Here is a 20,100-nt window from a genome sequence, read left to right as displayed (position 1 = left end):
GATCTAATTTCCTACCGTCTAATTCTCTCATCTTTTATCTTAACATTTTGCTTAATTTTATGTCTACTTACTTATACACTTATTAATAAAAGTAACGATGTTTCTATAAAAAGGAAAGGAGGTGATAAAAGATGGGAGATACAATAAAAGAACGTGTAATCGGGCTAAGGATTACACAAGAAGAGTACAGCAGGCTGAGAGGCTTGGCTGCAGGAAGATACCTGTCCTTAAAGTATGTTGGGTGGGGTTCTTTTACGCAGGTTCCTATCAGGTGAGGTTACTATTTAACCTTCCCTGATAGGAAGAGGCATACCTGAAAGCGTCCGCTACCATGTGGACATTAATTTCAGGTCTATTTATAAACCAATGGATAGGGTTTCCTTGTCTGTTAAAAGAAAAATGGAGGTTCCTGATGGAACTAAAGAGTGTAAGAACATCTGCTACCCTATCAACGGTAGCGGGAATGACGGTGGCGAACGCCGTCAGTGTCGTAAGAGGGGGGTGGAAGCGATGGGATTAATCGTTTCGTCACGTCCCTTAACTAGTACATACCAACCAACAGCTGCGGGTATGTACAAGGGAGTGTCTATCGGTGTCATTGATGTTGGTACACATTTGAACGAACTGAGACAGGCAAAGACACATGATGTTTGTCTCGGTTGGTTACTCTTCCTTTCTGAAGGGAAGAGTATAAATGTGTGGAGGAGGTTTAACCTCACCCTCCATCCCTTCAGAGCTGGCTGGCTTCGACTTGAAGTCAGTCTTAGGTATCAGTTGCCAAGTGCAACTGATACACAAAGCATCAAAGGATGGGGGAATACGCGCTGCCGTTAGCAATGTCCTCCCCCCATCAAGTAAGGTAGAATATAAGCCAAATCTTATATTCTACTCCATAGAAGAGGGAGGGGATATCCCCGATGGCATCCCCTCATGGGTCAGGGAACTCATCTTGAGTAGCGATGAGTTCCAGGAAAAAACTGCTTCGGCTTCAGTGGAGCCACCCACTGAAGCCGAGATGCTGGAGATTTTGAAAGAAGAGGATGACTATATCCTCTTCTAACATTAAATAACTGGGGCATCATATGATGCCCCTCATCTAACAACAAATGGAGAACACTGATGGTAAAGTATAATAAATACTCCTCGTTTGTCAACAGCCATGGCGAACAGGACGAATTAGTAAAAGCGGCAGTAGATGATATAATAACATCTGGCTTAACCCCTGAGACACTTGAGGCGGCACAGGTAAGGATATTCAATAGGGACGCGACTACCCTCTGTATTAGTTTAAACAGGGACAAACTTGAGGGTAAATACTTTAACAACCCCTATAAGTTAGTAGAATTCCCTTATTTCCACGAGAATAGGGGCATTGCACACAGCAGGTTCAAGTTGTTCCCTGCTGCTAATAAAAAAGGTGGCGGGACGATAAAATACCTGCACCCGAATGGTGTTCCTTCAACCCCATATATTCTACCAGGTGTATGGGAAGTAAAGGACAAAGCCCACAAGCCGGTGTGGTTCACTGAAGGTGAGAAGAAAACTCTCAAACTCCTCCAGCACGACAAGTACGCTATTGGACTACCTGGCGTATGGTCTTATAAGGAAAATACTACAGATGGCATCTCAGTGCTGTCCACCGAGCTAGCGCAGTTCAACTGGCAAGGCAGGACCGTATTCTTCGCCTTTGACAGTGACTTGTGGGTAAATCCGCAGGTGCTTTTCGCCTTATATGAACTTGCTGCAAGGCTATTTGGTAAGGGTGCAATTGTAAAGATTGCATTATGGAGCCAAATGGAAGGAAAAGGGGTAGATGACTACCTTGTAGGTAAAGAGCAGCAGAGACAAAAGGCAGAAGATGTGTTGGCTGCTATGGAAGCAAATGCCATACTGTTTGAGGATTTCATATGCCCCGAACATGAGGACGCCGTAATACGCGCACTAACAGTAGCGGAACTCCCTCATCTGAAGCAGCAGCGGTTAATTAAGGTTGTTGCAAAAAAGATAGGTGTAGACAAAAAAACGCTTCTCACTGAGATTAGCGTGAGACAAAGGGAAGATGTAGTTGACGACGAAGTCACCTTTACAGATGAACAGGTAGTACAGGCGATGGCGTTATTAAAATCGCCAGACCTCGTATGACAGATTTTTAGATATCTGTCATACGAGGTACATCGGACGTGACGCCGAACTCATCCTTGTCAAACTGGCGACTGTCTCAAGGAAGTTCGGCAGGGGTATCTCGATCATAATAACCGGCACTGCATCAGTTGGAAAAAGTGAACTGATTGCTGTTGTGGTTCAAACTACATGGCAGAATGATGTAGAGGACTTCAGCAGAGTGTCGGAAAATTACTTTCTGTACAGAGACGCTTCTCTGGCACATAAGGTAGTGCTGTTCTATGAGATGTCTGGAACAGCCAGTACTGCCTATACTCTCAGAAGCGCTTTCTCTGAGGGGGTACTCAGGCTTGGAACTGTTACTAAGAATAATCAAGGCTCAATGGAAACAAAAGAGGTTGAAAAACCTTGTGACGGGATGGTGATGTTGTCCACCTATGCAGCGGGTGAAGTGGACAAAGAGTTGAACACAAGGGTCCTTCGTATCGAACTAACACACGATGAGCAGCTGGGGAGAAGGATTTTGAGGCATAAAGGGAAAATGGCTCAAGCACCAGCTCAAAACAGCTCAACCCCCAATGAGCCATTTTATGCCTTGGAAACTGGCATTGCAGGCGGGTCTATGGAAAACGGCTCATCGGCTCAATCGGCTCAGGGGGTAGATGAAAATTTACTCATATGGCAAATAGCTGACTATCTCATAGAGCCAGCGACTGTAATTGTGCCATTTGCGGATGGCATAGCGGATTTATTCCCTATAAACCAGGAACGTCTGATGAGGGACTTTGATAAGGTTATCAGTCTTATCAAGGCATCAGCACTCCTGCATCAATACCAACGAGAAAGAGATGAGATGGGGAGGATAATAGCCACTGAAGACGATTACGCGTTAGTGTACAGGCTGAAGGACGCTATATCGCAGGGGTATCTCAGGTCCCTGACAATATACTTGGCTTTCTGTACTGCTGCCAGAATCTGGTAACTACGACCAAGGATAAGCAGATAATATATCATAGTAGGTCCCTGGTCCAGAGGACCCTAGGGACCTCTGATGCTACTATTAAGCGGTATATAAAGGTAGCATCAGAAGGGGAACTGATATCTACCAGTGGCAGGGGCAAGAACATGATGATTGAAGTAATGGAGATACCTGAGCCGGTTTCCCCGTTACCACCCCCTGAAAAAATATTTAAAAACCCCCTTGAGCCGACTGAGCCATTGAGCCATTTTGTAAACAACCGCCTGCAATGCCAGTCTTCAGAGGAAAAAATGGCTCATTGCCACTTGAGCCATTCTGAGCCATTGAGCCAAACTGGTATGGTTATCCCCACATCTCCCAAAATATCACCCCCTGTCCAGTACCGCTACATTGGCTCATCAGACGAGCTAAAAGAGGTGGTCCGGTTTTTTCAGGATGCCAAGGTGCTAGCAATTGACACCGAAACTACAGGTGCTGAAAAAGGGGATGGGCTAGACCCTCACAAAGGGAAAATCAGGCTTATTCAGATAGCTGCAGCAGGACATCATGTTGCGGTCGTTGATATGTTTGAAATCCCATCAGAAGAATTAGCTCCTCTGAAGGATTTGCTGGCAGGGAGCGCCATTAAGGTATTTCACAACGCCAAGTTTGATTTGAAATTCCTGCAAATAGCGGATATCCCAGTTAAGGGGCAGTTATGTGATACGCAGATTGCGGCTCAATTGCTTATCTCCGGCCTTAAAGACGATGGTTATAATCTCAAAGATGTAGTCAAGGACTACCTTCTTGAGGAATTACCAAAGGAGCAGCAGGTAAGCGACTGGAGCGGGGACTTAACGCCATACCAAATTGAGTATGCCGCAAGGGACGCAGCAGTCCTTCTCAGACTAAGGGAGGTACTCATCCCATTACTCAGGGACGCATGTCTAGTCAAAGTAGCCAAAATAGAGTTTGACACCATCCCTGCCTTTGTAGAAATGGAACTCAACGGTATGAAAGTGGATAGGGACAAGTTAAATGCCTTATGCCTGAAGATGGAAGAAGACGCAAAAGAAGCGGCTGACAATCTGAAGGTATTTATAGGTGATATCAATCCCAACAGCCAACCACAGATGCTTAAGGCACTAAAAGATATGGGTGTGCCTGTAGAAAGTACAGGTAAGGACACCTTGGCGCCGTTGGCTGCTGACTATCCGGTAGTTAAGGCCCTAATCAAGTACCGTAAAACATCCAAGTTGCATCAGGCATTTGGTAAGTTGCCGGAGCGTATACACCCTGTAACGGGGCGTATCCACCCGTCATTCGACCAAATAGGTGCAGTTACGGGTAGAGTTTCCTGTAAGGAGCCTAATCTACAACAAACCCCCCGCGATAAGTCGTTTCGTGGGTGTTTTACACCTGAACCTGGCAACGTACTGGTTATAGGTGACTATAGTCAGATAGAACTGCGTAATACCGCTGAAGTTACCCAGGATAAGCGTATGCTGGATGCGTACAACAACGGTGAAGACCTGCACCGCCTTACTGCTTCTATCGTAATGGATAAGCCGCTACAGGGAGTAACAAAACAAGAGCGCAGTGCTGCCAAAGCAGTAAATTTTGGACTCATATACGCAATGGGTGCCGCTACTTTAAGGGAATACGCCGAAAACAGTTACGGCGTTTCAATGTCGTTAGAGGAAGCGGAGATATTCAGAGAACGCTTCTTTGAGGCTTATGAAGGTGTAGCCCAATGGCACATACGAGTTAAGCAGGCAAAACCTAAAGAGACGAGGACGTTAGCGGGGCGTAGGAGGCTATGGAACGGATGGCCCAAGATTACCGAATTGTACAACGCGCCAATACAAGGCACTTCGGGGGATATTACCAAAAAAGCGTTGTCTCTTCTATCTACACGCATGAACGATATAGGCGGTGGTATCGTCCTTACGGTTCACGATGAGATTGTTATAGAAGTACCAGAAAGTAAGGCAGAAGAGGCTGTTAAACTGTTACGAGATACGATGATTGAAGCTGGTCGTGAATATCTCAAAACAGTGCCTGTCGAAGTCGATGTCGCTTACGGTAAAAGCTGGGCTGATAAGGCGTAATTCTATGTCATCATCAGGAGGATTTTGTTCCGGCAATATCGCTGGAACAAAATCTGAACCTTGATTAGATACTTCTCTTCCTTCAAGCCAATGCCCCTCGAAGCACACTGCTTTTTCTCTGTTACCCCAAAACTGCCTGAACTGTCGGCGTATGGCTCCTAATTGTCGCCGACATTGACGATAATATTACTGTAGTCATAACAGCACAGGATTACCCTGTCTGTAACGCCACCGGATTAGCGTGGAGCAACTATTGGTAAGAAATGATACAAACGTACCCACCGCAAAAAATATCGCCTTAAAATCAACCATGGTGAACCCGGCGGCATATTCAACCTCAGTCTCAAGATTTCTGTTTCATTAAACGCTGGTTTTGAGTTAAACTGCCATGATTGGTGGACTAAGATGACCGTAAAACCATAAACTTTAATACACAGGGGGTAAATACAATGAATAAAGCCGAACTTATAGAACTGGTTGCATCGGCTGCTAATATCAAGAAAACTGAAGCCACAAAAGCCGTAGATGCCGTTCTTAATTCGATTACGCAATCTGTAGCCAAAGGGGAAAAGGTGGCATTAGCAGGATTCGGCACTTTTTTAGTTTCAGATAGAAAGGCACGTATAGGACACAATCCTAAAACGGGTGCTGAGTTAAAGATAGCGGTATGTAGAACGCCTAAGTTTACAGCAGGTAAGGGTTTTAAAGAATTAGTCAACGGGGATAAGGGTAAATAGAAGTTTTAGTTTAGTCTGATATCAGGCTAAATGGTTTCAGGCTGTCCCATCATCAGATATCTCAATTACCTTAACCCCCTGAGACACTAATCGCACTGGCGTCTATGGCATGTCGGGAAGATCAGTGAATGCCTGTAGCAGGTGGCTGTGAAGGGGTGGAGCCTTGGAGCGGTGTGCGGATTTTAAGGATCCACTATTTCAAAAATCTTATAGCACCAACGACACAAGGCAACCCATGGATCATTAAACAGCTATCCTAAACTCAGCTCCATCGTCTGTATTTCTAAAAGTGAGACTGCCGTCCATGCTTTTTTCAATTATCTGCTTCGACATGTATAAACCTATTCCCGTCCCTTCTATACCCGATTTAGTTGTGAAATAATACTCAAATATCTTACCTGCAATAGTATCAGGGATGCCACCGCCATTATCACTTATCAATGTTATAATCTTGCCATCTTCTTTCTTAAGCGTGATTATTATGGTCCCGACATCAGAGTTTTACATTAACCCAGATTTACGTCTGTTTAATATCGCATCTTTGGAGTTGCTTATGATATTTAAAATTACCTGTTTAAATTCGTTAGGATATCCATACACCCTGTATGCCTCATGTAGATCATCACTTTTAACCGTAATCATTATATTGCTACTTTTAAATAAATTGAAAAAGATAGATATTATTTCCTCAACAGCATTTCTCACAGAGAATTCAAGTTTAATCTTTGATGGCTTTAAAAACTCTCGAAAAGTATCTACTGTATCCGCCATAAATTCAATACTGTCCATGGCATCGTGGATTACTTTATTAATACCTTCCTCTGTTAGCTCATTATATCTGAATGCATCCTTCATATCCTGTATCGTCAACGACAATCCATTAAGGGGTTGCTTCCATTGATGTGATATCGCACTTATCAGTTCCCCCACAGATGCCATCTTTGACTGGTGTATCAGTAGATGCTCCTGCTTCCGCCTTTTCTGTGTTTCTTCATGGACTTTTCGTCCTAGAGCAATATTCATTTCTAACAGTTCCTTTTCGTATTCCATCTTTTTACAGAGTGTCCGAATGTTTGATATCCCATAGGATAAATCATCTGCTAACTCAAGCAGTAACGACACTTCCTCTTTATCAAAGGCGTTTGGTTCAACAGCATGGATATTGAAGGCACCTATTACCTGTCCCTCTATAATCAAGGGTAGTGCTATAGAGGACGCATATCCACGTTTTATTGCTTCATCTCTCCACGGGACGTATTTCTTGTCCTTAAGCATATTTCTACATATAGAAGGCTTACCTGTTTTTACAGCAGTGCCAGTGGGTCCATGACTTCGTTCTGTATCGTCCCACCTTATCTTGGTGGTATCAATATACCCGTCTTCATATCCATAAAATGCCATAGGAACAATAATTTTCTCATGAGCATCAGTAATTTTGCAAAAACCAATCCAACACATACGGTATTTTGCCGTATTGACTATTATCTTGCACGTGTTCTCCATGAGGTTTAACTCAGTTCTCTCACTGCGCAGTAAGCGATTTATTTCATTAGTAGCCTTTAAAGCACGTTTAAGCCTCTTTAGTTCGGCTTTTTCACGATGTAATCCCTTTATTTTACTGTACAGGAGCATGACTCTATTGGTTTGTTCCTTTTCCATCATAAAGGGATATCCTTAGTTAAAAAAAGTAGCGGGATAGGCATGGATATATAGTCATGAAGAATGGCGTTCTGGTTGGTTTGACACTCATGTATCATACCTGTCTCTCCATTTTTTGCGAACAAATCATTATACACGCCCTAATATTACATTCTTTTAATCAACCATGTCTGTCATTTGGATTACAATCTTTAAATTTTCATATGGTAGTCCGTAGTCCCATTCCGTATATTATACGTGTAGATATGTTACATATAAGTTACAGATTAAGGGTAGCAAAAAAAAAGTGTGTAACAAAAAAAGTGTTGACACCGCTTTAGAATTTCTGTATCATATATGTACACCTGAACGTGAGCAATAATGGTTAACGCTTGACGGCTTAAACACCCTGAGAAGCAATACCGAGTAAGTCTCCAGAGAGTAAGGTTTAGTAGAAACTTTATTTTTTTGGAGGCTTGTGTGGTTTTTAGAGACGCTATATTCAGAGCAATCATTTCAGGTATAAATCTACCTTGCCTGCTGTTGTCCATTTATCCTGAGTGTTGTAGTGACCATGTTTCTCACACAAAAGAGGATTTCTACGTAGAGATTGGCATTCTGCTGACTGAATATCAAGTGTCAGAAAATACCATTTGGTTCAAATTGAAAGGATGTATCGGCACTCTATGTGATTCTACCGCAGTGGTCTGTTCTTCTGCTTATAGGAGGACTGACATGTAAAAAATATTTTCTAATCCTATAGCCGTATAAAACCATCATTGATGGGAAGACTTTATTTTAAGCGTGAACTGTTGTGTGTTGCAGCAGCCATAGAGACTGCATAAAAGTTACTCAGTCCAAACCGAAATATAAGGTAAGGATGGGGTATGCGTAAGAACAACGGTAAGCACGATAGTTTGATAAAAAACGCCTGATATATCATCTGCAGGCGATAGGAAACAGCACAAACATGTCCTTCCAATCTCACCAGCACAGGACAGTGCTGCTATAAAAGATAACAGCCTTCCTCTTGACTTCAGTCCAAGGCTCAGTGATACTCTGGGCCACAAATTAGATGGGAACGCCATAGTAGGAGACGAATACTTGATAAACAGCCTCTACTTGTCAAAGAGTTTCATCAACCGCAACGCTGCTGCCATGGGTTCATTCTCACGCCCAAGAAGGTTTTTCTTGAAGAACGTAATGGCTTTTTTGAACCACTTGGCTGAACAGTCCATTCAGAAAAGCAAATACAAAACCATAAAGAAGGCAAACGCGAGGCATAGCGTTAATGAACTTTTTCAAGATATTAAAATCAGACAGAGGAAGAAGGAGGTTAAAAATGTCAGTATACAAAAGGGGCAGTAAATGGTACGTAAATTTAATCATCAACGGCGTTAGAGTAAACCGCAGCGCTGGCGATACAAAAAAAAGAGGCAAAAAGTGTTGAGGCTGAACTAAAAACACGGATAAGACAGGGTACTCTGCACATTGAAGAGATAAACACAGGTGGTATTCCCTTTGACACGGTTGCTACAGAATATATCGAACACGTCAGAAAAGTAGGAGCCAAGAAGACGTTTGAAATGGTTCATCAGGGTTATCACAACCATATCAAAGTCTTTCTATCTGCACATATGCTAACCGATATAACGCAGAAACTACTATTACGGTATCAGGCAATGAAGAAAAGCGAGGGGTACAGCAACAGGACCGTAAATATCCAAATCGGCATCATCAGAAAAGTCATGAACTATGCTGTTTCTCAGGACTATATCAGAAAGGTTGAGATAAAGTTCCCTAAACTTAAGGAGCCACAAAAACTACATGCCTTTATAGAGGATGAGGATTTCCAACTCCTAATTGACAACCTAACGGTGGACATAGTGAAAAAGCGTGTCATATTTGGTAGACACACGGGATTACGCCCCGGAGAACTGGCTTTTCTTGAATGGAGTGACGTTAATCTTAAGAGGGGTGTGGTTAAAATACAGAGTAAGCCTGAGTGGACGCCTAAGACTGGGGACGAACGAGTGGTGGAACTTAATAACACCGCTCTGGGTATTTTGAAGGAGTTGTATCCGAATAAAACAAGCAGGTGGGTATTTTCTGATACAGATAAGCCTGTACTGTCGATTAAGAAGTCCTTAGAGGCTGCATCACGCAGGGCTGGATTAAGCAAGAAGGTAACACCCAACATGACAAGGCACACCTTTGGGACTATGTCTTTGCATAGAGGAGCCGATTTAAAATCCATACAAACGCAAATGGGACATGGTGATATCAAAACAACAGGACGTTACCTGCATAACATCAAGGGTTCTGTAAAAAAGGCTGTTGAGGTGTTGGATGAGTAGGCGGGTGAGGGGTGTGACGGAGCCGATTTTATCATTATTTAAAAGTGAAAAAATACACTCAGATACCAAAACTGAGAAATGTCGGGAAAATATTTTGCGACAAAATCGCGGCACCCTGTTTCCGGCACTTGTGCTAAAAACCCGTAAGTGCTTGATTTTAAAGGTACGCCTGGAGGGACTCGAACCCCCAACCTACTGCTTAGAAGGCAGTTGCTCTATCCTGCTGAGCTACAGGCGCTCCACTCTAATAATAACATAAGACAGGCACTGCCAGCAAGTAAATATTTGCCGCTGCCAGAATTATTATCTCACTGTGCTGGCGGCCTGACTACTTTACTTTCTTATTTTTAATATATCATACTTATAACAGATATTATTTAATGGTAACTTAAGTTATTTGTTTTACTAAAATGTTAAACATATGAAAACACTAAGAGAATTAAGAGAACAAGCGGTTGCTGAGGTCGAAGCAAAGGCTATTACTCAAGCGCTTAAACTTTCAAAGGGCAATAAATCCATTGCATCAAAATTACTCAATGTTACCTATAAAACCCTGCTGACAAAAATTAAGCAGTACAACATCACCTGAATCAGATACGTGTTGCATACTTCAGTTCGTCAAATTTTATCCTGAACACGGTCCCTTTTGTCCTGTCCAGTGTGATTTTGCCATGGAGCTGAGACTCCGCTATACTTGTTACAAGCTGCAAGCCCAGCGACTCTGTCGTCCTGAAGTCAATATCCTCGTCAAGCCCTACCCCTGTGTCGCCAACTGTCAGCTCGTATTCATTGCCTTGAAGTTTTCTTAACCTTACGCTGATTTCCCCTTTATGGCTCTTTTTAAAGGCATATTTAAGTGAATTGGAGATTAGTTCGTTTATTATCAATCCACATGGGATTGCAGTGTCTATGCCCATAGATATCTCGTCAGTGTCAACATTAAATCTAATGTCTCTCTTGTTCACCCCATATGAACTGAAAAGACCAGAACACAGATTTTTTACATAATCTCCAAAATCTATGCGTGACAGGTCCTTAGAGTTATAGAGTTTCTCATGTATCAGGGCCATCGACCGAATCCGGTGTTCGCTGTCTTTGAACATTGCAGAGAGTTTATTATCTTTTACATATCTGGCCTGAAGCCTGAGAAGACTCGATATCACCTGCATGTTATTTTTTACCCTGTGGTGGATTTCCCGAAGCAGTACCTCTTTTTCTGTAAGTGAGGCCATCAATGCCTCGTTTAGTTTGATTATCTCTCTCTGCCGGTATATAGCCTCAGCACATGCTGCCAACATTTTTTTTAATATCTCAAACTTTACCGGCTTCACTATATACTTATCAACGCCTATATTTATGGCAGACATCAAAAACTCAATGTCGTTGTGTGATGTCGTAACAATGATAAACGCATCCGGGTTTACTTCCTTAATCGACTTTGACATTGCCAGACCATCCATCACCGGCATTCGTATATCAGTAATGACTATCTCCGGCTTGTACATGTTGTAGAGTTCCAGCCCTTCCATGCCGTCCGAAGCAAAAAAGACCTGACTTGCGTTCTTAGACAAAAACCGTGACAAGGCCTTCCTCGCCGCAGCATCATCCTCTACGTACAAGATAGTTAGTTTCTTGTGAACCTGCCCTCCGGGTGCTTCTATCATAGCCCTTTCGACGTTACTCCAAATTAATTTGTAAAAAAACCTGTAAAAAACCGTGCTGAATATGTTACCATAAGATATGTATAAAAACATATTGACTTCCGTATGTAATAAGATATTTAATATGAGGGTGATGTCTGATACGAGGATACTGAACACGAGGATATTTATAGCGTTGGCCTTATGTCTGACGTTGTGTGCGGCTTGCAGTAAGCAGGTCGTAAAACCAGCCTATGAAGGCCCGAAGGAGGCCTATGCTAAGGCCCTTCTGCTTATTGAAGAAAAGGAATACGATGCAGGGCGTGAACTCCTCATAGAGATTACAAACAGGGATGCAGGCACAGACTATGCCCCGCTTGCCCAGCTTAAGATTGCCGAGTCCTATATAAAGGCAGATGAAAACGAAGTAGCGCTTGAGGAATACCGCAGATTTCTCAAAAACTACCCGGACAACAAGTATTCCTCATATGCCAAGTATCAGATTGCCACTCTGGTATTTAATACTATCGAGGGCCCGGACAGGGGCTACAGGGCAGCCTATACCGCAATAAAAGAATTCCAGTCACTAAACGAGCAGTACCCAAGAAACCCCTACAAGGACATCGTCCCTCTGAGAATCGAAAAAAGCCGAAATATCCTTGCTGAACATGAGTTCTATGTAGGCGAATTTTACTACAAGAGAGACGCCTTTGCCGCTGCCATAAGAAGATTCAATGTCATACTTACCAAATTTCCAGAATACCCTGACATGGGTAAGCTCTACTACCACATGGGGCTTTCCTATAAAGGCCTGAAGGACTCTGCTAAGGCGCGGGAATTTCTTGATAAGGCCAAAGACAGTACCAGAGACACGACCCTTCTGAAAAAGATTGACAAGGAGTTGTCTAAACTCTAGGATTGAGATACTATCCGGTTTTTCTGAACCTTACAAAAAAGAAATGTGTCGTAGTAGGTGGTGGAAAGGTGGCGCAACGTAAGGTATTATCGCTTATAGAGGCTGGTGCGGCTGTCACAGTAATCAGCCCCGTGCTTACCCCCAAGCTCACCGCTCTAAAAAAACGCGGCTCTATCGAACACATCCCGCGTCACTACGAGGACGGCGACCTTAAAGGCGCATTTTTGACCATCTCTGCAGCAGGCGCTGCTGGGTTAAACGATAAGATTATCGCAGACGGCAGCCTTCTCAATGCAGCCGATGAGCCTGATAAGTGCGATTTTATCGTCCCCTCAACAGTAACACGCGGGCAGCTTACCATTGCCGTGTCAACCTCCGGCATCAGCCCTGCCCTATCAAGGACAATCGCAGCCCAGCTACGGGAGGATTTCGGCAGGGACTTCTCCTCGTACCTGTCTTTTCTAAAAAAATTCAGGACTAAGGCCATTGCATCTAATAAACCCGAAAAGGTCGGCCTGTTAAAAATGGCAGGAGACAGCGGCGCAATTGCTGCTGTAAGAGAGGGACGCCTGAAGGAGTTAAAGGCAGAGCTGTCAAAAAGGCTTGCTGAATTGTTGAGATGATGGAAAACACCCTTACACACATAGACGAATCAGGAAATGCCAGAATGGTAGATGTCACAGAAAAGGCATCAACACTAAGAGAGGCCGTTGCCGTGGGTTCAATAACAATGGCTCGGTCAACCTTATCACTCGTAAAAACAGGCGGTCTGCCAAAGGGTGATGTCCTCTCAACTGCCCGTATTGCCGGTATAATGGGGGCAAAGCAGACATCGAACCTTATCCCCATGTGCCACCCTATAGCAATTACGTCTGTGAAAATCGAGTTTACTGTCAACGACGAAAAAAACTCGATAGGGGTGACAGCTGCCGTAAAGACCGTAGGCCAAACAGGGGTGGAGATGGAGGCGCTTACTGCTGTTTCTACCACGTTATTAACCATTTATGACATGTGTAAGGCGGTTGACAAGGAAATGGAGATAACAGGCGTCATGTTGATAAAAAAAACAGGCGGTAAAAGCGGCACCTATGTAAGGCACTCATGACAAGGGTTAAAATTTGTGGTATAACTAATATAAAGGATGCCTTAGCTGCAGTTGAATTTGGCGCCGATGCGCTTGGTTTCGTGTTCTATGCTAAAAGTCCACGGCATGTAACCCCTGAGACAGCTGCCGGGATAATAGACTGCCTTCCTCCATTTATAACTACCGTAGGGGTGTTTGTTGATGAGACGGAGAAAGAAATAAACTGCATCAGGCAAAAAGCAGGTATTGATGTCGTTCAGCTCCACGGCACCGAACCGCCGGAGATGACCGTGCTTTGGTCAAAGGTTATAAAGGCATTTCGGATAAGGGATTTCACAGACCTTGAGCCGCTGTCAAAGTTCAATTGTTCGGCATTCCTTCTGGACGCTTATTCAGAGGATTCATTTGGCGGTACTGGCAAACTCTTCAACTGGGAAATTGCGCTTGAGGCGCGGCAGTTCGGCAATATAATACTCTCCGGGGGACTAAACCCCGACAATATTGAGGCCGCAATCAGGAAAGTTTCTCCCTTCGCAGTTGACGTCAGCTCTGGCGTTGAGGCCGCTAAAGGAAAAAAAGATCACGCCAAACTTAGACAATTTATCGAAAGGGCAAAAAAAACATATTAAATGGCTTGCTTTAATTATCATTAATATTGTAGCATACATGTGAGAGAGTTCAAGTGAAAATCAAGCGTATTTCATTCATAGAGGCTAAGTCGCCGGGAAACCATATATTCAGTAAGTTTCCGATACCCAGAGTTGGGACAATACTGCTTTCAACGATACTACGAGACAGAGGGTACGAGGTTAAGGCGTTTATTGAGGATGTGGGCCGCCCTGACTGGGCATTTGTTGAAAGCTCAGACATAGTGTGTATCTCAACATTGACTTCAACTGCACCGAGGGCTTACAAGATTGCTGAGAGGGTCAAGGCCAGGGGAATACCGGTATTAATGGGCGGGGCACACACCACGTTTATGCCGGAGGAGGCGCTGGTTTATGCCGACTATGTCCTGCGCGGTGAGGCAGATGATTCTATCACGGAGTTATTCGATTACATTGAGCATGGAAAACCTTCGATAAACAACATAAGCGGGCTTTCGTATAAGGATACTGCTGGTAATTTTCAGCACAATCCTGACAGCAGCCGAATCAAGGACCTTGACTCGCTGCCAATACCAGATGTTAAGCTGGTGCAGGAGTGGGACCGTATGAGGATTTATCCTATCTCCACATCAAGGGGATGTCCGTTTGACTGCAAATTCTGTTCTGTTATCAGGGTTTTTGGTCGGCAATACCGGTTTAACTCAGTAGAGCATTCACTCAGGGAAATAAAACACGCCTGCACTAATAACAAGACCAACATATTTTTTGTCGATGACAACTTCTCGGCAAATAAAAAACATACAAAGGAGCTGCTCAAGGCCGTTATAGCGGAAGGTATTAAGCCGTTTTGGTCTGCACAGGTGCGTACTGATGTAGCAAAGGACGAGGAACTCCTTCGCCTGTTTGCCGACTCAGGCTGTCACATGCTCTATATCGGTTTTGAATCCATCAATCCCGTCACTCTGGAAAGCTATAACAAGGGGCAAAGTCTGGATGAAATCGTCAGATGTATAAAGACCGTTCAGGCACACGGCATTCAGATTCATGGGATGTTCGTCCTGGGCGCTGACACAGACGATGTTGATACAATCAGAAAGACGGCTGACTTTGCAATAAACCTTGGCATAGACACCGTTCAGTTTATGATACTGACACCACTGCCTGGAACACCGTTTTTCTTTGAGATGCAGCACTCGGGCAGGCTCCTGCATACTGACTGGAGCAAGTACGACGCCCATCATGTCAACTTCAAGCCTACACTTATGAAACCGCAGACACTGCACATTGAGACATTCAAGGCAATGGGGCGGTTTTACTCGTGGAAGTACATTGCCAAGCATGTGGCAAAGCTCGATTTCTTTCACGTTGCAGTCGGTTTTTACGGTAAACAGGCTGTAAAGCAGGCACTTGATGAGGCAAAGGACTACTTTGCATCCCTTAGCAGCGTCTTAGACTGCCCTGAAGCACACGCAACAATCTAACACAATGGCTAAACAATGGCCACACCAAGTTGGACTAACCGCAGCTGGGCTCCACATAATCAGTGACAGCCCGCTAAATACATGAGAACTAATTACATGACCACATCATTCTGCATGAACACAGCGTAGACCAAGACATGCAACCGCTATTACTCCGCCTGTAATGCCGCGCTATGCCCCTACCCTGCTGTTCAGTTCTGTTTAAACGCCCGCTTTGTTCAGTGGCCTGCTTCTTTTTCTATGTAGCCTTTTTCTTATATGGTCTTTTCACTTTAGGCTCATCATCGCTGTCGCCTGAAGCTTTTATTTTCTTTTCGGCTTTTTCACCAGTGGTCTTTTTGGCCGCAGATGCAACGTGTTTTTTTGCCTCTGTTGCAATGTATTTTTTCATTTCTGTCTCATATGGCTTTACTACTTCCGGCTTTTCTGCATCGATAGGCTCTGTCGGCTTTTCGGCTTCAGCAGCCGACGCTGCTGGGCTTGCTATTTCAACAATGGGGTCAACCGTCGTTGGTTTTACCTCTACTACCGGTTCTTTATATGGAGCACTGTAAAGTCGTTTAGATGCCTCAAGCATATCGCCAATATGTTTCTGCGTCTCTTCAGATATGGCAATGCCGACCTTTTCGACTTCTTTCAACAGCCTCAACCAATCGGCATGTTCCCACATCCCCCTGGTTTCGTCAATAAATCTGGCAATTGCTTTTGGAATATCTGTAACAACCCTGAGCATATCATCTTTGTTCGTCTTGGTTATATATAATTTCTTGAGTGACTCCACTGTTGTGCCAAGGTTATGTATTATATCGCCGGACATTTCATAACCCATGCGCTGAACCTTAGACACAAGCCTCTCCCATTCCAAATGGTCCCACGCACCCTTCTGCACGTCCACAAATTTCCCTACCGTACTAATTAGATCGTCGAATTTCGCCATTTTTCGATTTCTCCTTATCGATTTTCAAAGATTCGATATATTAGCACTTACTGATTTACTTTGACAAGTACTTTTTTCGGGACTGGGGGCTGTATTACACCGCGACACGACAAGGGCAATCTCACTGCACTTTTAGCTCTGGCTGATGGTTTCCTGAGTTTCTGCTTACACGGGAATGACAAATAAAGAAATGTTCCTATTGGATAAAATCCTTAGTAAAATGATATAATACCCAAGTTATGATAATAATGAAAAATAAATTGTTTAAATATGCAATTTATTATATCTCTTTATATATCCTGTTTGGACTATTATTTATATACTCCAGATATGAGATATTTTGTTATGCTAAGGATAAATGTATGGATTTTATACCTTTCCTTAGATATTTGCATAGTGAATATATGTGTGAGAATTATATGTGCAGAAATTTTTATAATATACAGGAATATTATAATATATTCATTACTTTTGTTATCTTAGTATTCGTTATGTATCGTCTTATGCTATATGACAATAAATCTAACATAGATAAGACTATAACATTTCTTAACAGGTATGCGTTATTTATACTAACGATCTATATCGTATTAATGCTTGTATGGACATATTGTTATCTATTTATTAATCCGTTTAGGTACACGATAAGCCCCGGGGGCGATTCTACACTCTTTATACAGTGGTATTATAATTTGAGCCGCGGTATGCCTGAGTTATCTGCCTACTATAAAAATATGCATTTTACTGCTGACAATCCATATTATTACGTTTCTATTTTTGCTAATGGCCCCTATTTTTTACCAATGCTGATACTACCTCTGTTATATTTATTGCACCCATCTTCACCAATGCATATGTATGCAATTGTGATAGTAGTATTTACGATAGGAGCGCCGGGAATTTACCTTACAATCAGGATATTGAAAGGAAGCAAGGCAATGTCTCTTATTGGTGCAATGGGGTATTGCATATTGCCACAGATGGAACATACTGTTTTTCATTTTGGACAAACAGAAGCGATAAGTTACGCATTTATACCATATGTCTTTGCCAGTCTGTTTGCAAAAAAATGGAAATTATTTTATCTGTCAGTGTTTTTAATTTCACTTATAAGTATACCCTACACCTACGTAGCTATGATAATCGGGGTAACCGTTGCCGTTCTGTTTAAAGCGCCTCTTCAGGGGGGAATATCTTTCTTAATCAGTGTGTTAACAAATTTCTACAGCAGCTCGGTAATGAAGCAGTCTCTTTGCGGCATATCTTCTGACTATAATTCTTTTAGCATATTAAAAAAATCTGTCATTGACTATGTAGGTGGAGGAAATGCTTTTTACAAAATAGAACTATTAGATCAGGCTGTCTATATGTATATAACACTAATAACAATAGCTTTTTTACCGGTTTTTGGTATACGAAAGCAGGGGAAATGGAACTATCATATTATTGGGCTGATAATTATATCGTTTGGAGATGCGTTTATTAATACATTCCGCTTAACTGGATGGTATAGCCATCGAACTGCAGGCTGGGTAATACCTCTCTATTTGGCTGCTTTCATGGTTTGCACAGATAAATCTGAAGGTGAGTTATCAAACACTGTAAAGCCGCAGTTTTATCAAATTGCAAAAATGATATTATTTGCCAGCGTTATTTCTATGACACTTTGGACTACTCTCAGATACCCATGGGTTGGGTTGAATAGTTTTCTGAAAACAGGTATAAGCCATAAAATGAATGACAGCAGAAATGTTGCAACAGTATTAACACCACTCAATAACACTGTTGAAATAAGAAAGTATCTTGATGTGATAAATAGTATTGTTCCACAAAATGTTTCTGTCGCATATTTAGAGAATATTGGGTTAGCAAATTATTTAGTAAATAGAAAAGATGCATGGGAAATGGATTACGGATTTCCTGATGGCGTCGAATATTATGTTATATCTTATATCAATACAAACGCAAAACGCAAAGCACACGGAGTTAATGAAAAAATTGAGGAATTAAAACAAGGTAAAAATAGTGAGCTGCTCTTTAATCACCCGTATTTGGAAATATACAAAAACAAAAATCCAAAACCAATACCTCGCCTTGAAACTGCCTTACAGTGGGACATCCTGTTACATCCATGGAAAACATGTGACAAGTGATATAAGCCAACAGCGGCTGCTTACAGTGTGAATGGCTGAGTTAAAAGCAAAATAGTTGAAATGCGTTTGTCCTGGACAGCACGGCTATCAATTTACGCATGTTTTATTGTATATTACAGAGCTCACCATTTTTAGCTGGATTGTCAACTGGAAGCGGGCGGAGGTATCTAAATAATATGGATTTCTCAAATACATATATCACGATGTGCGAAAAGGCGCTGTTTCTGCAACAGGCGTGGGAGATAACCTATGCTGATTACTACTGTGACAGGAGTGCTACCTTTGCAACCAGAGACGGCAACGCCGGTATATCGATTGTCGATGACACGGTGTTGATAGACGTGCTGAATCAGGATTTTAAGAGATCAAAGGCGGTGTGGCTGCCGCGTCAGGACCAGCTTCAGGAACTGCTCAACATCACAGACCCGTTTGCAATAATTCACATGCTGAATGAGTTCACGGGCACTGTGGACAACGCAGCAAGGGAGCGGTGGCAGTCGATGGAGCAGCTTTTACTCTGTGCATATGCGCTTCACAAGCAAAAAAGGCACTGGACAGGAGACAACTGGATAGAGCGTTAATATAACATCAGGAGGGATTTAAATGCTTAAAATAAAGGGGGCAGGCGGGACATCAGGCGGGATAGGCAGTTTCTTTCTTGGCCTTTTAATGGTCATAGGAGGCGGTTATTTACTGTTGAATCATGTGATGGTCAGCTCAGGCAGCTGGTACATCTGGGGGCATTCAGCCTTTGGGATGACGTTAATCCCTCTGCTCTTTGGGATAGGAATATTGTTTTTCAATGGTCGCTCCATTGTCGGCTGGATATTAACGCTTGGCGGGGGTGCAATGATATTATTTGGCATAATCAGCCGCCTCGACATATACTTCCGCCCGACAAGCCTATTTAACACACTATTAATGCTCACAATGCTGGTTGGCGGCTTAGGTCTGGTCGCGCGCGCTCTCAGGGAACATTAGTAAGCAAGATATTCTGTGGTCTGAAAACTTCTTTTATCTTAAATACACCTGTCATGTATAATCACATAGGGGCAGCGCACTGGAAGTTCATATGTTTTCCCGACTTTATCGCTTGGAATGCACGGGGTGCGTGGCGAGGGTTAAAAACACTGGGGCGGGAGCGAATTTGCGGAATGTAGTGCCACCACGTAAATAACGCATAACTTTCTTGATTGCTTATGTTACACTACCAGCATGTTTATACGAACCAATCTGAGAAAAAACGGCAAGACCGCTGTGCAGATTGTAGAGAACTACAGACGGGCTGATAGTGTCACACAGAAAATTATAAGACACTTAGGGCAGGCAGCTACGATCTTGATGCGCTTAAAAGATTAG

General features: G+C 42.9%; 21 protein-coding genes and 1 tRNA gene. 17 read left to right on the top strand and 5 right to left on the bottom strand.

The window, feature by feature from the left end; all coding sequences use genetic code 11:
- Nucleotides 1-131 precede the first annotated feature (131 nt).
- The 6 genes from ASN18_RS17340 to ASN18_RS16025 all read left to right on the top strand — a co-directional run bounded on the left by ASN18_RS17340 (nt 132) and on the right by ASN18_RS16025 (nt 5,927).
- Nucleotides 132-275 (top strand): hypothetical protein, encoded by a 144-nt coding sequence (locus tag ASN18_RS17340; protein WP_157073055.1) that lies wholly within the window; start codon nt 132-134, stop codon nt 273-275.
- A gap of 419 nt (nt 276-694) precedes the next feature.
- A complete protein-coding gene (locus tag ASN18_RS16045) occupies nt 695-1,060 on the top strand; it encodes a hypothetical protein (RefSeq protein ID WP_085053799.1) in 366 nt (121 codons plus the stop codon).
- 59 nt (nt 1,061-1,119) lie between these two features.
- Nucleotides 1,120-2,142 carry a DUF3854 domain-containing protein gene (locus ASN18_RS16040; protein ID WP_085053798.1) on the top strand — a complete coding sequence of 341 codons (1,023 nt, stop codon included), beginning with the start codon at nt 1,120-1,122 and terminating at the stop codon, nt 2,140-2,142.
- A gap of 199 nt (nt 2,143-2,341) precedes the next feature.
- Complete coding sequence (locus ASN18_RS16035) at nt 2,342-3,103, top strand: hypothetical protein (protein ID WP_085053797.1); 762 nt, start codon at nt 2,342-2,344, stop codon at nt 3,101-3,103.
- 143 nt (nt 3,104-3,246) lie between these two features.
- Complete coding sequence (locus ASN18_RS16030) at nt 3,247-5,190, top strand: bifunctional 3'-5' exonuclease/DNA polymerase (RefSeq protein WP_085053796.1); 1,944 nt, start codon at nt 3,247-3,249, stop codon at nt 5,188-5,190.
- Between the two features lie 449 nt (nt 5,191-5,639).
- Entirely contained in the window at nt 5,640-5,927 is a 288-nt protein-coding gene (locus tag ASN18_RS16025) for an HU family DNA-binding protein (protein WP_085053795.1), read from the top strand.
- Nucleotides 5,928-6,170: 243 nt separating this feature from the next.
- Here ASN18_RS16025 and ASN18_RS16020 read toward each other — a convergent pair whose 3' ends face one another.
- Nucleotides 6,171-6,404 carry an ATP-binding protein gene (locus ASN18_RS16020; protein WP_306689136.1) on the bottom strand — a complete coding sequence of 78 codons (234 nt, stop codon included), beginning with the start codon at nt 6,402-6,404 and terminating at the stop codon, nt 6,171-6,173.
- Nucleotides 6,405-6,428: 24 nt separating this feature from the next.
- Complete coding sequence (locus tag ASN18_RS16015; protein WP_085053793.1) at nt 6,429-7,589, bottom strand: GAF domain-containing protein; 1,161 nt, start codon at nt 7,587-7,589, stop codon at nt 6,429-6,431.
- Between the two features lie 1,391 nt (nt 7,590-8,980).
- On the opposite strand from ASN18_RS16015, the gene ASN18_RS16005 reads away from it, so the two are divergent.
- Nucleotides 8,981-9,922 (top strand): tyrosine-type recombinase/integrase, encoded by a 942-nt coding sequence (locus ASN18_RS16005; RefSeq protein WP_306689135.1) that lies wholly within the window; start codon nt 8,981-8,983, stop codon nt 9,920-9,922.
- A 164-nt stretch (nt 9,923-10,086) separates the two neighbouring features.
- On the opposite strand, the gene ASN18_RS16000 is transcribed toward ASN18_RS16005, so the two are convergent.
- Nucleotides 10,087-10,160: transfer RNA gene (locus ASN18_RS16000), tRNA-Arg, on the bottom strand.
- Nucleotides 10,161-10,343: 183 nt separating this feature from the next.
- Between ASN18_RS16000 and ASN18_RS15995 the strand changes: the two genes are divergently transcribed.
- A complete protein-coding gene (locus ASN18_RS15995) occupies nt 10,344-10,511 on the top strand; it encodes a helix-turn-helix domain-containing protein (protein ID WP_085053790.1) in 168 nt (55 codons plus the stop codon).
- 1 nt (nt 10,512) lies between these two features.
- Here ASN18_RS15995 and ASN18_RS15990 read toward each other — a convergent pair whose 3' ends face one another.
- Nucleotides 10,513-11,586 carry a histidine kinase dimerization/phosphoacceptor domain -containing protein gene (locus ASN18_RS15990; protein WP_236861832.1) on the bottom strand — a complete coding sequence of 358 codons (1,074 nt, stop codon included), beginning with the start codon at nt 11,584-11,586 and terminating at the stop codon, nt 10,513-10,515.
- A gap of 130 nt (nt 11,587-11,716) precedes the next feature.
- Here ASN18_RS15990 and bamD point away from each other — a divergent pair, with 130 nt between their 5' ends.
- Genes bamD through ASN18_RS15965 form a run of 5 tightly spaced genes read left to right on the top strand, consistent with a single transcriptional unit; the run spans nt 11,717 to nt 15,651 of the window.
- Entirely contained in the window at nt 11,717-12,478 is a 762-nt protein-coding gene (bamD, locus tag ASN18_RS15985) for an outer membrane protein assembly factor BamD (RefSeq protein WP_236861831.1), read from the top strand.
- Nucleotides 12,479-12,480: 2 nt separating this feature from the next.
- Entirely contained in the window at nt 12,481-13,101 is a 621-nt protein-coding gene (locus ASN18_RS15980) for a precorrin-2 dehydrogenase/sirohydrochlorin ferrochelatase family protein (protein WP_085053787.1), read from the top strand.
- Nucleotides 13,101-13,583, top strand: coding sequence for a cyclic pyranopterin monophosphate synthase MoaC (gene moaC / locus ASN18_RS15975; protein ID WP_085053786.1), 483 nt, complete (start codon nt 13,101-13,103; stop codon nt 13,581-13,583). The genes ASN18_RS15980 and moaC overlap by 1 nt, the downstream gene beginning before the upstream one ends.
- Nucleotides 13,580-14,191, top strand: coding sequence for a phosphoribosylanthranilate isomerase (locus ASN18_RS15970; protein ID WP_085053785.1), 612 nt, complete (start codon nt 13,580-13,582; stop codon nt 14,189-14,191). The genes moaC and ASN18_RS15970 overlap by 4 nt, the downstream gene beginning before the upstream one ends.
- A gap of 53 nt (nt 14,192-14,244) precedes the next feature.
- Nucleotides 14,245-15,651, top strand: coding sequence for a B12-binding domain-containing radical SAM protein (locus ASN18_RS15965; protein ID WP_085053784.1), 1,407 nt, complete (start codon nt 14,245-14,247; stop codon nt 15,649-15,651).
- 238 nt (nt 15,652-15,889) lie between these two features.
- Here ASN18_RS15965 and ASN18_RS15960 read toward each other — a convergent pair whose 3' ends face one another.
- On the bottom strand, nt 15,890-16,588 hold the full coding sequence (locus ASN18_RS15960; protein ID WP_085053783.1) for a hypothetical protein: 699 nt from the start codon (nt 16,586-16,588) through the stop codon (nt 15,890-15,892).
- Between the two features lie 704 nt (nt 16,589-17,292).
- Here ASN18_RS15960 and ASN18_RS15955 point away from each other — a divergent pair.
- The 4 genes from ASN18_RS15955 to ASN18_RS18135 all read left to right on the top strand — a co-directional run bounded on the left by ASN18_RS15955 (nt 17,293) and on the right by ASN18_RS18135 (nt 20,100).
- Nucleotides 17,293-18,741 (top strand): hypothetical protein, encoded by a 1,449-nt coding sequence (locus ASN18_RS15955; RefSeq protein ID WP_157073054.1) that lies wholly within the window; start codon nt 17,293-17,295, stop codon nt 18,739-18,741.
- A gap of 176 nt (nt 18,742-18,917) precedes the next feature.
- On the top strand, nt 18,918-19,322 hold the full coding sequence (locus ASN18_RS15950) for a hypothetical protein (RefSeq protein ID WP_085053781.1): 405 nt from the start codon (nt 18,918-18,920) through the stop codon (nt 19,320-19,322).
- Nucleotides 19,323-19,344: 22 nt separating this feature from the next.
- The gene (locus ASN18_RS15945; protein WP_085053780.1) at nt 19,345-19,722 is read left to right on the top strand and encodes a hypothetical protein; all 378 of its coding nucleotides are present in this window, start codon (nt 19,345-19,347) and stop codon (nt 19,720-19,722) included.
- Between the two features lie 234 nt (nt 19,723-19,956).
- Nucleotides 19,957-20,100 (top strand): IS1634 family transposase N-terminal domain-related protein, encoded by a 144-nt coding sequence (locus ASN18_RS18135; RefSeq protein WP_492208011.1) that lies wholly within the window; start codon nt 19,957-19,959, stop codon nt 20,098-20,100.

Source organism: Candidatus Magnetominusculus xianensis (genome assembly GCA_001541255.1).
Lineage (GTDB): Bacteria > Nitrospirota > Thermodesulfovibrionia > Thermodesulfovibrionales > Magnetobacteriaceae > Magnetominusculus > Magnetominusculus xianensis.
This window is presented reverse-complemented; position numbering and strand designations above follow the sequence as displayed.

Bases quoted from the DNA above. Each gene is read 5' to 3' on its own strand.
- ASN18_RS15955 (WP_157073054.1), top strand. From the start codon at position 17,293: ATGCCTGAGTTATCTGCCTACTATAAAAATATGCATTTTACTGCTGAC.
- ASN18_RS15970 (WP_085053785.1), top strand. From the start codon at position 13,580: ATGACAAGGGTTAAAATTTGTGGTATAACTAATATAAAGGATGCCTTA.
- ASN18_RS16015 (WP_085053793.1), bottom strand. From the start codon at position 7,589: ATGATGGAAAAGGAACAAACCAATAGAGTCATGCTCCTGTACAGTAAA.
- bamD (WP_236861831.1), top strand. From the start codon at position 11,717: ATGTCTGATACGAGGATACTGAACACGAGGATATTTATAGCGTTGGCC.
- ASN18_RS15995 (WP_085053790.1), top strand. From the start codon at position 10,344: ATGAAAACACTAAGAGAATTAAGAGAACAAGCGGTTGCTGAGGTCGAA.
- ASN18_RS16040 (WP_085053798.1), top strand. From the start codon at position 1,120: ATGGTAAAGTATAATAAATACTCCTCGTTTGTCAACAGCCATGGCGAA.
- ASN18_RS18135 (WP_492208011.1), top strand. From the start codon at position 19,957: ATGTTTATACGAACCAATCTGAGAAAAAACGGCAAGACCGCTGTGCAG.
- ASN18_RS15950 (WP_085053781.1), top strand. From the start codon at position 18,918: ATGGATTTCTCAAATACATATATCACGATGTGCGAAAAGGCGCTGTTT.
- ASN18_RS16045 (WP_085053799.1), top strand. From the start codon at position 695: ATGTGTGGAGGAGGTTTAACCTCACCCTCCATCCCTTCAGAGCTGGCT.
- ASN18_RS17340 (WP_157073055.1), top strand. From the start codon at position 132: ATGGGAGATACAATAAAAGAACGTGTAATCGGGCTAAGGATTACACAA.
- ASN18_RS16030 (WP_085053796.1), top strand. From the start codon at position 3,247: ATGATGATTGAAGTAATGGAGATACCTGAGCCGGTTTCCCCGTTACCA.
- ASN18_RS15945 (WP_085053780.1), top strand. From the start codon at position 19,345: ATGCTTAAAATAAAGGGGGCAGGCGGGACATCAGGCGGGATAGGCAGT.
- ASN18_RS16025 (WP_085053795.1), top strand. From the start codon at position 5,640: ATGAATAAAGCCGAACTTATAGAACTGGTTGCATCGGCTGCTAATATC.
- ASN18_RS15960 (WP_085053783.1), bottom strand. From the start codon at position 16,588: ATGGCGAAATTCGACGATCTAATTAGTACGGTAGGGAAATTTGTGGAC.
- ASN18_RS15990 (WP_236861832.1), bottom strand. From the start codon at position 11,586: ATGATAGAAGCACCCGGAGGGCAGGTTCACAAGAAACTAACTATCTTG.
- moaC (WP_085053786.1), top strand. From the start codon at position 13,101: ATGGAAAACACCCTTACACACATAGACGAATCAGGAAATGCCAGAATG.